Genomic DNA, 15,447 nt, shown 5'->3' with positions numbered 1-15,447 from the left:
CTATTATGGACAAAATCTTCAGGTTTATGCTTGTAATGATTACAGGTATTACAATGTCAGTACAGCTGAAAGCACAGAACGTGCAGGCAAAAGTAAAAATCGATAAGACGATTGCTTATCAGAAAATAACGGGTTTCGGCGGCTTTGTCTGCAGCCCGCAGTTCGGGTACAACCACATGACGACCACAGAAATCCAGAAGCTCTGGGGTGCAGGCAGTGACGGAGGATATAATATCATGCGCCTTTACATTCCGGATCAGAGCAGCAACTGGAGCACGGCCCTTGCGACAGCCCAACTGGCAAAATCTATGGGACTTACCATATTCGCCAGTCCGTGGACCATGCCCGCAGAATGGAAAACCAATAACCACGTGAACGCAGTATATACCGACGCCAACGGTATACAGCAGATCGGTTATCTTAAGCCGGAAAAATATCAGGATTATGCCCTGTATCTCAACAGTTTTGTCACCTATATGCAGGATAACGGGGTAACATTGGATTACATATCCATACAGAATGAACCTGATGAAATGGCACAGTACCAGGGCTGTATCTGGACACCGGCACAGATTGCGAATTTTGTAAAAAACTACGGTCAGCTGATCAACTGTAAGGTCATTGCGCCCGAAAGTGTAGGTTTTACAGATAATTATGCCAATGCATTCTTAGATCCCGCGGTAATGGCAAACTTCGAGGTGTACGGAGGTCATCAGTACGGTTCTATGCAGTCTGTTTACAAGCAGTTTCAGAATTACAACAAAGAAATATGGCAGACGGAATATCTCATCAACTGGAATTCTTCAACCAGCCAGGCCCCGAGAGATTTTATATGGAATACGGACGGGTTTACTTTCGCAAAAAGTGTTAATAATGCACTGCTTGGAAATGTAAATGCATGGATTCATTATGCCTCAAAAAGATATTACGGACTGATGGGAGACGGAACATATGGAACCATTGCCGGAGACATGACCAAAAGAGGGTATATTTTATCCCAATATGCTAAAAATACCACAGGTAAAAACAGGATTGATGCGAAATGGGAAACCTCAGTCGGAACATTGGAAGGATCTTCTTATATTTCGCTGGACGGTAACCAGATTACCCTTGTTGTTATCAATTCTTCCTCCAACACGTATGATCTTAAAGTTGACCTGCCCTTCTTTACGACTTCAGGAGTAAAGACCACCACTTCGCAATCTGTGAATATGGCTTCATCACCTTTCTCTTTCAGTACGGCGAGTTTCCGCCCCACAGTTCAGGTGAGCCCTTCCAGTGTAATGACTTTTGTTTTTAATAAAAGCGGAGACAGGCCGGCATCATTAATGACGGGCGGTGATATTCATTATAATAAGATTGAATCCCAGGTTCCGACCAATTCAGCATTTGGTACTAATTACCAGCTGAGCGGAAAAACGGTTACATTCTACAATTCCACTCCATTGATAAGCTCAAACACAAATGCCAGTAATGGATATTTAAATCTGGATGACCGTTACAACAGGTTAATTTTTAATGTATTAAATTATACAACAAGCAACCTGCCGACTTCTTCCAATACCACATTGTATTACGTAGACAGCAATGGAACACTGCGAAATCACAATTACGGAAGTGTAGCGTTCCCAACACCGGGATCAGGAAGTTTTAATCTTGTTTTTGATATATCCAGATCCGTTCTGCCTTACGGATGCAAAGGTATTATTGGTCTCAGAAGTGGAAATTTCAGCTCCATTCTTACCCTTATGCTGGGTGATGTTTATTTCAATGTAGGCAATGAAAGGGCTTCAAAATTTGCAGCGGCTTACTCGCTTACCGACAGTAATCTTATGGATGCCCTGGAAAATGAATATTACACATCTGTAGATTTCAGGGATGTTACAGGAAACACACCGGCAGATACCTGGAACAGTGCTTCGGCCAATCGTAACAGTATTTTTTATGTTAACGGAAGTGTCAGCAACAGTAATGTCAATGTAGTTTCAGGAAATTCTTGTCAGAACCTTACGCTTTCAGATCTGGGTAAAGATTTTCAGGTGCCGTTTAATTTCAACGCAAGTTCTGCCACGTACACAAGAACTTTTAATGGATACGGGATCGTTCTTTTACCTTTCCAGTCAGCCATTCCTTCGGGAGTTACGGCATACATGATGCAGCCGGGTTCCGGAAGCGTAATTTGTACACCGATTTCCAATGGCGTAATTCCTGCCAATATTCCTGTGTTAATCAATGCTACAGGAAGTAAAACCTTCACGGGATCAGGGGCTGTATCTACCCCAAAAGCTATTACGGTCGATCAGATCAACGGAGTTTATCAGGCTGTAAAAGTGGCTGCAGGCGGATATGTACTGAAAACAGAAAACGGAGTTACAGGATTTTATAAAGTAACAGCCGGCAGTGAGCCAACCATTAACTCATTCCAGGGATACCTTACTGAAAATAATACCTATACGAATAGTGTTCTTCCGTTGAGCTTTGCCACACTTGGCGTTAATGACGTAACGGCGAAAAATAATGAAATCATCTTATATCCAAATCCGGCTAAAAATGAAATTTTTGTTGATTGGAAATCGTCTGATGCAGTGTATTCTATCATTGATGCAAAAGGAAGTACCGTTTCTTATAAATTAAAATTAACCAACGGTAAAAACAGGATTGATATCTCAGCACTGCCTACGGGAGTTTATTTTATTGAAATATCAGGCTCAGGAAAAAACATCACAGGTAAATTTATAAAACAATAATCCGGATCGTTTCAAGAGTACAATTACTTAAAGTTACCGGTTCATTCCGGTGACTTTTTTCTATATTGTTTATAATTAAGTGTAATATATACATTTATTAAAAATAGAATGTTATATTTGTCTTTATCACATAATAAAGAAATATTCAGTAATAATTTTTAAGATAATCTAATTGAAAACGGCTTTAAAATCAATCATATGAACAAAATTTTAATAACCATATCAGTTGTAGTCTGCGCTTTCAGTTTTGCTCAGAATTATAAATATCCGTTTCGAGATCCTAATCTTCCGGTTGAAAAGAGGATTGAAAACTTATTGGGATTATTAACCGTTGATGAAAAAATCGGAATGATGATGGATAATTCCAAAGCAGTGCCCCGACTGGAAATTCCGGCTTACGGATGGTGGAATGAAGCGCTTCACGGTGTGGCAAGAGCAGGAACGGCTACCGTTTTCCCTCAGGCAATCGGATTGGCGGCAACCTGGGACGTTCCGGAACATCTCAAAACTTTTGAAATGATCTCAGACGAAGCCCGGGCAAAATATAATAAATCTTTTGATGAAGCCGGTAAAACCGGACGTTACGAAGGTCTTACATTCTGGACTCCAAACATCAATATTTTCAGAGATCCGAGATGGGGAAGAGGTCAGGAAACCTATGGTGAAGATCCGTATCTTACTTCTGTTTTGGGTGTTGCTGCGGTAAAAGGCCTGCAGGGAAATGATCCTAAATATTTTAAGACCCATGCCTGTGCCAAGCATTTTGCCGTTCACAGCGGTCCTGAATGGAACCGGCATTCCTACAACGCTGAAATTTCCAGAAGAGATTTGTATGAAACTTATCTTCCGGCTTTCAAAGCATTGGTGTTAGAAGGCAATGTGAGAGAAGTGATGTGCGCTTACAATGCTTTTGAAGGTCAGCCTTGCTGTGCAAACAATACGTTGCTTAATGAAATTCTTCGTGGTAAATGGAAATATGACGGAATGGTCGTTTCAGATTGCTGGGCTCTGGCAGATTTCTACCAGGAAAAATACCACGGAACCCATCCCGATGAAAAAACAACCGCGGCAGATGCGTTAAAACATTCAACAGATCTGGAATGCGGTGATACGTACAACAATCTTAATAAATCTTTGGCAAGCGGATTAATCACCGAAAAAGACCTCGACATTTCAATGCGAAGAATTCTGAAAGGTTGGTTTGAACTGGGTATGCTTGATCCTAAATCTTCCGTTTACTGGAACAATATTCCTTATTCTACGGTAGATTCTAAAGAACACAAAGAGCAGGCATTAAAAATGGCGCAAAAGTCTATTGTCCTGATGAAAAATGAAAAAAATGTTCTGCCTTTACATAAAAATATTAAAAAAATAGCGGTTGTTGGTCCCAATGCCGATGACGGAATTATGCAGTTGGGAAATTACAACGGAACACCTTCTTCAACCGTGACGATTTTAGAAGGAATTAAAACCAAATTTCCAAATGCTGAAATTATTTACGAAAAAGGAAGCGAAGTGGCAGATCCATCATCCAGAAGATCTCTTTATCAGAATTTTGTAAGTCAGGAAAACGGTGAAAAAGGAATGAAGGTTGAGTTTTTTAATAATAACGAATTCAAAGAAAAACCGGTTAATACTTCCGTTAATAAAACAGGAATTACCTACAATAGTTTTGGTGGAACCCAGCTTGCACCGGGAGTTGCCCGGGAAAATACTTCGGCAAGAATATCAGGTGTTTTTAAAAGCAGTTATTCCGGTGAGGTTATATTTTCTGCTTCAACATCAGATATTTACACGCTTTTGATCGATGGAAAAGAAATCGCCACAAGAAAAGGTCCCGACGCCAGACATCCTTCGGAATTTCCGGTGAAAATGGAGAAAGGAAAAGAATATTTGGTAGAACTTCGACACAGCCAGAAAGGAAAATACGTAAGCATTGGCTTTGAAGTATACCGAAAAGATCCGGTGAATTTCAATTCAGTAAAAGAAAAGGTGAAAAATGCGGACGTAATTGTTTTTGTAGGCGGACTTTCCCCAAGTCTTGAAGGAGAAGAAATGCAGGTCAGTGCTGAAGGTTTTAAAGGGGGCGATAAAACATCCATAGAGCTTCCGAAAGTTCAGCGTGAATTGCTGGCAGAATTAAGAAAAACAGGAAAACCAGTTGTTTTTGTACTGTGCACGGGAAGTGCGCTTGGTTTACAGCAGGATGAAAAAAATTATGATGCTTTGCTGAATGCCTGGTACGGCGGACAATCCAGTGGAACTGCCGTTGCCGATGTTCTGGCGGGAGATTATAATCCTTCGGGAAAATTACCCATTACTTTTTACAGGAATCTTGAGCAGTTGGATAATGCACTTTCGACCACAAGCAAGCATCAGAGTTTTGAGAATTATGATATGAAAGGAAGAACCTACCGCTATATGACCGAAGATCCGTTATATGCATTTGGCCACGGTTTGAGCTACTCAAAATTCACTTTTGGTAATGCTGAATTAAGTAAAAGCAGCATCAATCCTGATGAGAATATCACGGTAACCATTCCGGTCACCAATACTTCAGCAAGAGACGGTGAAGAAGTGGTGCAGGTGTATGTGAAAAGGAATAACGATCCTTTAGCACCCGTAAAAACGTTGCGGGCTTTTGAAAAAGTTTTAATTAAAGCAAAAGAAACAAAACACATCCAGTTAAACATTTCCGGAGAATCATTCAAATTTTATGACGAAAAAGCGGATGATTTAATTTCAAAACCTGGTGATTATACCATTTTTTACGGTGGAACTTCAAAAAACTCAGATTTAAAAAGTATTCAGTTGAAAGTCAAATAAGCTATTCTCAATGTAGGAAACCTTATATGTTTTTAAAACCTATAAGGTTTATCAATAAAACAGAATAATACCATTCAATTCAAAAGTCCACTATCAGAGATGTCACACTGAACGTAGTCAAAGTGTCTGGTTGAATTAATCCCGAAAATAAATTATAATGAAAATTAAGAATAAAATTTTCACAGTTCTTCTCACAAGTTGTGTTGCATTTTCATCTGCACAAACGACAAAATTTACTTTAGATCTGGATGGAAGTCCTACCAACATCAAAATCCAGCCAACGATGTACGGGATTTTCTTTGAAGACATCAATTTTGCAGCTGATGGCGGAATTTACGCCGAGCTTATCAAAAACCGAAGCTTTGAATTTAATGAACCCTTAACGGGCTGGAAACAGGCTAATACGAAAACGCTTTCTCCAAATTTAGATTCCGGTTTTTTGACCATTTATTCTGAGCATTCTAAAACCAATAAAAATTACGCAAGAATCACCGTTTACAATGACAAAAATTATATTTTGGAGAACGAAGGTTTCAGAGGAATCGGGCTTCATCAAGGTGCAAAGTATGATTTCAGTTTCGACTTGGAAAATGTATCAGGAAATATTTCTGCTGTGAATGCAAGCTTGGTAGACGAAAATGAAAACATAATTTCTACAGTTCCGATATTGATTAAAGGAAAAGGTTGGCAAAAATATACCGCAGTTTTTTCACCCTCAGATACGGTTGAAAAAGCAAAACTTCAAATGACTTTTACCGGAAAAGGTGTGGTGAATATGGATATGATTTCACTCTTCCCGCAAGATACCTGGAAAGGCAGAAAAGGCGGTTTAAGAAAAGATTTGGTTCAGAAATTATACGATTTACAACCGGGATTTTTACGTTTCCCGGGTGGTTGCATCGTCGAAGGAAGAACTTTGGCAGAGCGTTATCAATGGAAAAAAACTATAGGAAAAGTCGAAGACCGTGAAAATCTCATCAACAAATGGAACAACGGGTTTGCCCACCGTCTTACGTCGGATTACTGGCAGTCTTTTGGACTCGGTTTTTATGAATATTTCCAGCTTTCGGAAGATTTGGGAGCTGAGCCATTGCCGATTCTGAGCTGCGGAATCGCGTGTCAGTTCAACACAGGCGAACTGGTTCACTTAGAAGAATTAAATCCTTTCGTTCAGGATGCTTTGGATTTAATTGAATTTGCCAACGGGGATATCAATACCAAATGGGGCAAAATCCGTGAAGAAATGGGACATCCCAAACCGTTTAATATGAAATACATCGGTGTTGGAAACGAACAGTGGGGCGAAGATTATATCGAACGGTACAAAATTTTTGAAAAAGCCATTCACTCCAAATATCCGGAGATTAAAATCATTTCAGGAAGCGGACCGTCGCCTGACGGAGAATTTTTCGATTACGGCTGGAAAGAGCTGCAAAAACTCAACGCACAGATCGTGGATGAACATTACTACAACTCGGCAAAATGGTTTCAGGAAAATGCTGCGAGATATGATAAATATGACAGAAACGGGCCTAAAGTTTTTGCCGGAGAATATGCCGTTCAGTCAGTAAAAACAGTAAGTCCGGACAATAAAAACAATTGGGAATCGGCACTTTCGGAAGCCGCTTTTATGACCGGACTGGAAAGAAATGCGGATGTCGTGACGATGACTTCTTATGCGCCGTTATTTGCTCACGCCGATGGTTGGCAATGGACGCCGGACTTGATCTGGTTCAATAACCTGCAGTCCTACGCAACACCCAATTATTATGTTCAGAAATTATTTTCAAATAATAAAGGAACGGATTTACTGAGGATTTACCACAATAAAAATGTAGTCAGCGGGCAGGAAAAATTGTATGCAACTGCAGTAAAGGACAGTCAAAATAATGAAGTCATTATCAAAATTGTCAACACAGATTCTCAGAAAAAGTCAATAGAAATTAATCCTAAAAATGTAAAACTGGGGCAAAAACTAACAAAAATGATCCTAACAGCTCCTGTACTTTCTGCCGAAAATAATTTTAAAACAGAAAGTATACAGCCAGTTGAAGAGGATTCTGTCATTAAAAAAGGGAAATTTTCAGTGGAAATTCCTGCTAATTCTTTGATTATTTTAAAGATTAAATAGTCTAAAGCTTTGTAAATAAAGAGAAAAATAAAATTAAGTGTATTTTGTACATTTATTTAGAATAGAATGTTATATTTGTTTTATCTCAAAAACAGATTTGTTAAAGTTTAATTAAAAATGATTCTTTTTAGTCATCAAATTAAATCTAAGCTTAAGCATTTAGCAGAAATATCATCCTGAGATTGTCGATGGGTCTATCAAAATATTATTAAACTAAATTCATTATAAAATGAAGAAATATGTTATCGGGTTGGATTATGGTACAGATTCCGTGCGCGCAGTCCTGATTGATACAGAAAACGGAGCCGAACTTGCAACATCCGTCAGCTATTACCAACGTTGGAAGCAGGGGAAATTCTGCCAGCCGGAAGAAAATCAGTTTCGCCAGCATCCGTTAGACCACATCGAAGGTTTAGAAAAAACCATTTCCACCGTTGTGAAAGAAAGTGGAGTAGCACCGGAACATATCGTCAGCATCTGCATCGATACCACCGGCTCATCACCGCTTCCGGTAAATAAAGAAGGAGTTGCGTTGGCCTTAACGCCCGGTTTCGAACAAAATCCAAATGCAATGATGGTTTTATGGAAAGACCATACGTCGATTGATGAAGCAGAAGAAATCAACCATTTGGCGAGAAATTGGAGTGGTGAAGACTATACCAGATTTGAAGGCGGAATCTATTCCTCCGAATGGTTTTGGGCAAAAATTCTGCACATCAACAGGCAAGATGAGAAAGTGAGAAACTCGGCTTACAGCTGGATGGAACACTGCGATTATATTACTTTTTTACTTTCCGATAATCAGGATTTAACGACATTCAAAAGAAGTCGTTGTGCAGCGGGGCACAAAGCCATGTGGCACGAATCATGGGATGGACTGCCGTCAAAAGAGTTTCTCAGTTTGTTAGATCCGTCTTTGGCTGAACTTCGTGACAGGTTGTACGACAAAACATATACTTCAGATCAGGTTGCAGGAAACTTAAACCAGGAATGGGCAACAAAACTTGGATTGACTACCAACACAGTTATTGCCGTAGGAACTTTCGATGCCCATTCGGGAGCGGTCGGTGCAAAAGTGGAAGAAAATATTCTGATCCGGATTATGGGAACTTCCACCTGCGATATTATGGTGGCACCCAACGATATTATCGGCGATAAAACCGTCAGAGGAATCTGCGGGCAGGTAAACGGTTCCGTTATTCCGGGCTTAATAGGTCTTGAAGCCGGGCAGTCTGCATTTGGTGATGCATTGGCGTGGTACAAAGATATTCTGACCTGGCCTGTTCACAATATTCTGATGAGTTCCAACGTGATTGATGACAACCAAAAGCAATTGTTAAAAGAAGAAATAGAAAACAATCTCATTCGCAATCTTACGCTGGAAGCAGAAAAAATTCCTCTTTCCGAAGCCGTTCCAATTGCCCTGGACTGGATCAACGGACGAAGAACGCCGGATGCCAATCAGGAACTGAAAGCGGCGATCAGCAATCTTTCGCTCGGTACAAAAGCGCCGCATATTTTCAAAGCATTGGTCAACGCCATTTGTTTCGGTTCCAAAAAGATTGTTGACCGTTTCGAAGACGAAGGTGTAAAAATCAATAAAGTCATCGGAATTGGAGGTGTGGCCAGAAAATCCCCATTTATTATGCAGACGTTGGCCAACGTCCTGAATATGCCGATCGTTGTAGCTGCATCTGACCAGGCTCCGGCTTTGGGAGCAGCAATTTATGCAGCGGTTTCGGCAGGCATTTACCCGAACATTCAGGAAGCAGGCCAAAAAATGGGTTCCGACTTCGAAGCGGAATATTTCCCGCAGACAGAACACGTGGAAAAATATGCCGAATTAATGAACCAATACCAGATTCTCGCAGACTTCACGGAAAATAATATCAAGTCAAAAAAGAAGTTGAAAGTTGACAGTTTGTAGTTGATAGGAAATTACAATCTGCTTTTGCCAGCTCCGTAGGAGCGCCCTGTTAATAGCAAACGATTTAGACGATACACATCAAGCCTCATAGAGGCGACCTGTTAATTAAATATAATTAAAACTAACAAACGTCTATAAACCAAAAACTAAAAACAAACAACTAAATTTTTTATGGCAGCTTTATCCGCCCTCCGTTCCCGCTTTTTTGTTCCGCTTTGCTACACAAAAAGAGCTCCACTCAGGTCGGGCTGCGTGCAATTCACCGTTAAAGCCTTGTCAAGGTTCAAAACCTTGACAAGGCTTACGAAAACCAATAGGAACGGGCTTTAACCCGAAGCAGCACCTGTAATTTTTAAATCATTTAATCTTTAATCATTTAATAAAAAATAAAATGAGCATCTATAAAGAACTTCAAAGAGAATGTTACGAAGCCAATATGCAGCTGGATGCCTTGAAGCTGGTCGTTTATACATTCGGAAACGTGAGTGCCGTCGACCGTGATAAAGGGATTTTTGCCATCAAACCAAGCGGTGTGCCTTATGAGATTCTAAAACCGGAAGACATCGTGATTTTAGATTACGATGCGAATGTTATCGAAGGAAAATTAAGACCGTCGTCAGACACCAAAACCCACGCTTACCTTTACAAAAATTGGGAAAATATTGGCGGGATTTCTCATACGCATGCCATTTATTCGGTAGCCTGGGCTCAGGCTCAGATGGATATTCCGATTTTCGGAACCACACATGCAGATCATCTAACGACAGATATTCCGTGTGCACCGCCGATGCGTGATGATTTAATTAAAGGAAATTACGAATACAATACCGGAATTCAGATTCTGGATTGCTTCAAAGAAAAAGAACTGTCTTACGAAGAAGTGGAAATGGTGCTTATCGGAAACCACGGACCGTTCACCTGGGGTAAAAACGCGGATAAAGCCGTTTACAACAGCAAAGTTCTGGAAACCATTGCCGAAATGGCTTATCGTACAAGACAAATCAACCCGTACGCACCGCGCCTGAAAGATTCACTCATCAAAAAACATTACGAACGTAAACATGGCAAAAATTCCTATTACGGACAGTAAATAGCTTCTGATAAGTTAACGTTAGCAAAACCTAACAGGTTTTTAAAACCTGTTAGGTTTGAAGAATGGCAAAAATGCCTACTACGGACAATAAATAGCATCATTCTGAAATTATTTATTAACGAAAAACAAAACCTTATAGGTTTCTAAAACCTATAAGGTTTGATAAAACAATTTATTTCAGACAGAACCCGAAGGGTTCAATACCAATAGCCGCAGGTAAAACCTGTGGAAAAATAAAAATAATCAATTATCATTTACAATATATGCTAACACCTCTCAACACCAAAGAAATCTGGTTCATCACCGGAAGCCAGCATTTATACGGCCCTGAAACATTGGCTCAGGTTGCAGAACATTCACAGAAAATTGTGGAAGCTTTTAATGAGTCTTCATTAATTCCTGTAAAAGTCATTATTAAGCCAACTGTAAAATCTACCGAAGAAATTTTTGAGACATTAACGGCAGCCAATCATGCGGAAAACTGCATCGGGATTGTAACCTGGATGCACACGTTTTCACCTGCAAAAATGTGGATTCGTGGCTTGACGGCTTTACAAAAGCCAATGCTGCATTTGCATACACAGTTCAACCAGGATATTCCGTGGGCTACAATGGATATGGATTTTATGAACCTGAATCAGGCCGCGCACGGTGACCGTGAATTCGGGTTTATGGTAAGCCGCCTCCGCAAAAACAGGAAAGTCGTTGTCGGACATTGGGCTGAAGAAAGGGTTCAGAAACAAATCGGTGACTGGAGTCGTGTAGCTGCAGGTTGGGACGACTGGCAGGGTGCAAAATTCGCCCGTTTTGGAGACAATATGAGATACGTTGCCGTAACCGATGGTGATAAAGTAGAAGCAGAAACAAAATTCGGATTTTCGGTAAACACCTGGGGAATTGGTGATTTGGTAAGCGTTGTCAATTCCATTAGTGACGGTGAAGTGAAAACGTTGATGGAAGAATATGAAAGTTCTTACAAAATGGCAAAATCTCTTCTATCCGGTGGAAGCAACAGAAAATCATTGGAAGCAGCGGCAAGAATAGAATTAGGACTGGAAAAATTCCTGAAAGACGGAAATTTCAAAGGTTTTTCAGATACTTTTGAAGACCTTCATGGGTTGGAGCAGCTTCCGGGAATTGCCGTTCAGAGGCTGATGGAAAAAGGATACGGTTTTGCCGGAGAAGGCGACTGGAAAACGGCTGCCTTAGTCCGTGCCATGAAAACAATGGGGCAGGGTCTGGCAGGCGGAAATGCCTTTATGGAAGATTATACCTATCATCTCAATCCTTCAAATCCTTCGGTTTTAGGCTCGCATATGTTGGAAGTTGACCCTGTTTTAGCGGTTGACAAACCGTCTTGTGAAATTCATCCGTTGGGAATTGGCGGAAAAGCCGATCCTGTTCGCCTGGTATTCAATTCAAGAGGAAATATCGATTCTCTGAACGCGGCTTTAATGGATTTCGGAAATCATTTCAGACTATTAATCAACAAAACAAGAGCATTGGAAATTACCGAAGAATTACCAAAACTTCCTGTGGCGAGAGTCCTCTGGAAGCCGCTTCCGGATTTATACACGGCTGCGGAAGCATGGATTCTGGCCGGTGGAGCGCATCACACATGTTACAGTGAAAACATCAGTGCAGAACAGCTGGAAGATTTTGCAGAGATCGCAGGCATCGAGTCATTGGTAATTGATGAAGATACCAAAATCCGTGATTTTAAAAATACCCTTCGGTGGAATGAAATATATTACCGTTAATCCTTCAGAAAAATAGATCAATTATGAAAAAAATAGGAGGAAGTTTACTCTTTTTGTTAACAGTTTTATGTATTTTCGGCTGTAATAAAAAAGAAACTAATCAAAAAACTCAATCAGAAAATATGAAAAATATTCAGGTTTCAGACTATGGGGTAACGGCAAAAGGCGATTCCGTTAAAAAATACACCTTAACCAATAAGAACGGGATGAAAGTGGAGGTCATCAGTTATGGAGGGATCATCACCTCTCTTACGGCTCCCGGTAAAAACGGTAAATATGAAGATGTTGTCCTGGGGTTTACAAAGCCTGAAGATTATTTCAGCGGGAACCCGTATTTTTTCGGAGCCCTGATCGGAAGATACGGCAACAGGATTGCCAATGCAGCGTTTACTTTAGAAGGGAAGACCTATGAATTGGATAAAAACGACGGCCCGAACAGCCTCCATGGCGGTAGAAACGGATTTGATACCAGAATCTGGACTGTTGAACCTGTGGAAAATGCTCAGCTTCCTACCCTTAAGCTGACGTATGTAAGTGCAGACGGTGAAGAAGGATTCCCGGGAAAACTTACCACCACTGTATTCTACACGCTTACCGATGATGATGCACTGGAAATTTCATATGAGGCAGAGACGGATAAGGCTACTGTTGTCAATCTGACCCAGCATTCTTATTTTAACCTTTCAGGGGATTTCACAAAACCCGTTACCGATCACGAAATGCAGATCAACGCAGACCGGTTTCTGCCTGTGAATAAGACCGTTATCCCAACCGGAGAACTGAAGCCGGTAAAAGGGACTCCGTTTGATTTTACCGTTTCAAAACCAATCGGCAAAGACATTGATTCCGATGACGAACAGCTCCGGTTAGGCGAAGGTTATGACCATAACTGGATCCCGAACGGGAAAGGCCTGAGAACCATTGCAACCGTCCATCATCCGGAAAGCGGAAGAGTGATGGAGGTAATGAGTGACCAGCCCGGCGTTCAGTTCTATTCCGGAAACTTCCTGGATGGGAAATATGAAACCAAAACCGGCGGTAAATATGAAAAAAGAAGCGGGTTCTGCCTGGAGACCCAGCATTATCCGGATTCCCCGAACCAGCAGGCTTTCCCTTCTACAGAACTGAAGCCCGGACAGAAATACCAGACTAAAACCATTTATAAATTCTCTGTTAAAAATTAATTATGGGAAACTTATCAACTATTGACGTCATTATATTTCTTATTTATTTTGTGGTGGTCGCAGGATACGGGATCTGGATTTATAACAGGAAAAAATCTGCGGCTACCGGCAGTAAAGATTATTTTCTGGCAGAGGGATCGCTTACCTGGTGGGCAATCGGGGCCAGTTTAATTGCTTCCAATATTTCCGCAGAGCAGTTCATCGGGATGAGTGGCGAAGGCTTTTTTGTAGGGATTGCCGTGGCAGCTTACGAATGGCTCGCCGCTGTTGCGCTCATCATTATTGCCATCTGGTTTATTCCGATTTATCTTAAAAATAAAATTTACACCATGCCCCAGTTTCTGGAAACCCGTTACAACAAATCGGTTTCCCTGATTATGGCGGTTTTCTGGCTGTTTCTCTATGTAATTGTCAACCTTACCTCCATTTTGTATCTCGGAGCTTTGGCCATCGATACGCTGTTGGGAGGCGATAATCTTCATATCATCATGATCGGGCTGCTTCTGATGGCTTTGCTGATCGGTCTGGGCGGGATGAAAGTAATCGGATATACCGATGTAATCCAGGTCGCTGTTTTGATTATCGGAGGTTTTGCAACCGTTTATATGGCACTGCAGATTGTTGACCAGAGGATTAACGGTGCGGCTGTAGGAAATGCTTTCGCAGGTTTTCAGACCTTGATGAATGAAGCACCGCAGCATTTTAAATTAATGCTTGACAAACCAACGACAACCACCACAACCCTGGCAATGCCGGAGAACCTGAGTGTTCAGAAATATGTGGTTCTGCCAGGATTGGCGATGTATTTTGCAGGACAGTGGATTGTTAACCTGAATTACTGGGGATGCAACCAGTACATCACGCAGCGCGCTTTGGGAGCTGATTTAAAAACCGCAAGAACCGGGATTTTATTTGCCGGATTTTTGAAGTTATTTATGCCGGTTATCGTTATGCTTCCGGGGATTGCAGCGTATGTTTTATATACAAAAGGCCATCTGCCGGGATTCAATGGGGTAAAAGACGGCGCGTATTCAGCTATTTTAGGATTTCTGCCAACCGGGCTGAAAGGCCTGGCCGTTGCAGCACTGACTGCCGCAATTGTAGCTTCTCTAGCAGGGAAAGTAAACAGTATTTCAACGATTTTCACGTTGGATATTTACAAAAAATACCTGAAAACAGATGCTACCGAAATCGAGATGGTAAGAACCGGGCGCTGGGCAATTATTATCGCCATGTTCGTTGCACTGGCATTTACGTGGACGGATGTGCTGGGAATCGGAGGGGAAGGAGGTTTCACATTCATCCAGAAATATACAGGATTTATCAGTCCCGGGGTTTTTGCGATGTTCCTTTTGGGGATGTTCTGGAAGAGAACCACAGGAACGGCAGCGTTGGTTGGAGTTCTTCTGGGCTTTTTACTTGCAATTTTCTTCAACAGTTTTGCAGTCGGTATTTTCGGGAAAGAAACCTGGCTGTATACGGCTTTCACCTATGAAAAATTAGAGAACGGCGCTGTTCAGACCATAACAGAGATTCCGTTTCTCATTAATATGGGATGGTCATTCTTTATCACAGTTGCCGTAATGGTGATGATCAGTCTTGCAGGCCCGAAGGTCAATCCGAAAGCTTTTGCAATCGATGCCTCCATGTTCAGAGTGGATAACAGGACCGTGGTAATGATTGTCATTACATTATTACTGCTTACGGCACTTTATGTAAGGTTTTGGTAAATAACAGGATATATCAAATAAATTTAAACAGACAGGATGCCTTTGGGTC

Annotated in this window: 8 protein-coding genes; all 8 read left to right on the top strand. The window is 41.1% G+C overall.

Annotated features, from left to right (window positions below; all coding sequences use genetic code 11):
* Nucleotides 1–5 precede the first annotated feature (5 nt).
* The 8 genes from ASE55_RS16725 (at nucleotide 6) to ASE55_RS16690 (ending at nucleotide 15,398) form a co-directional block, all read left to right on the top strand.
* Nucleotides 6–2,747 carry a T9SS type A sorting domain-containing protein gene (locus ASE55_RS16725; protein ID WP_056222299.1) on the top strand — a complete coding sequence of 914 codons (2,742 nt, stop codon included), beginning with the start codon at nucleotides 6–8 and terminating at the stop codon, nucleotides 2,745–2,747.
* Nucleotides 2,748–2,945: 198 nt separating this feature from the next.
* Nucleotides 2,946–5,573 (top strand): glycoside hydrolase family 3 C-terminal domain-containing protein, encoded by a 2,628-nt coding sequence (locus ASE55_RS16720; protein WP_056222297.1) that lies wholly within the window; start codon nucleotides 2,946–2,948, stop codon nucleotides 5,571–5,573.
* A gap of 157 nt (nucleotides 5,574–5,730) precedes the next feature.
* A complete protein-coding gene (locus ASE55_RS16715; protein WP_056222294.1) occupies nucleotides 5,731–7,704 on the top strand; it encodes an alpha-L-arabinofuranosidase C-terminal domain-containing protein in 1,974 nt (657 codons plus the stop codon).
* 229 nt (nucleotides 7,705–7,933) lie between these two features.
* Nucleotides 7,934–9,631, top strand: coding sequence for a ribulokinase (locus ASE55_RS16710; protein ID WP_056222291.1), 1,698 nt, complete (start codon nucleotides 7,934–7,936; stop codon nucleotides 9,629–9,631).
* Between the two features lie 391 nt (nucleotides 9,632–10,022).
* Nucleotides 10,023–10,721, top strand: coding sequence for an L-ribulose-5-phosphate 4-epimerase (locus ASE55_RS16705; protein ID WP_056222288.1), 699 nt, complete (start codon nucleotides 10,023–10,025; stop codon nucleotides 10,719–10,721).
* A gap of 266 nt (nucleotides 10,722–10,987) precedes the next feature.
* Complete coding sequence (gene araA, locus ASE55_RS16700) at nucleotides 10,988–12,484, top strand: L-arabinose isomerase (protein ID WP_056222284.1); 1,497 nt, start codon at nucleotides 10,988–10,990, stop codon at nucleotides 12,482–12,484.
* 23 nt (nucleotides 12,485–12,507) lie between these two features.
* Entirely contained in the window at nucleotides 12,508–13,668 is a 1,161-nt protein-coding gene (locus ASE55_RS16695; RefSeq protein WP_056222281.1) for an aldose epimerase family protein, read from the top strand.
* Between the two features lie 2 nt (nucleotides 13,669–13,670).
* The gene (locus ASE55_RS16690; protein ID WP_056222279.1) at nucleotides 13,671–15,398 is read left to right on the top strand and encodes a sodium:solute symporter family transporter; all 1,728 of its coding nucleotides are present in this window, start codon (nucleotides 13,671–13,673) and stop codon (nucleotides 15,396–15,398) included.
* Nucleotides 15,399–15,447 lie beyond the last annotated feature (49 nt).

The organism is Chryseobacterium sp. Leaf201, assembly GCF_001421435.1.
GTDB lineage: Bacteria > Bacteroidota > Bacteroidia > Flavobacteriales > Weeksellaceae > Chryseobacterium.
Note: the sequence above shows the minus strand (reverse complement) of the source record. Positions and strands in the feature narration are given on the sequence as shown.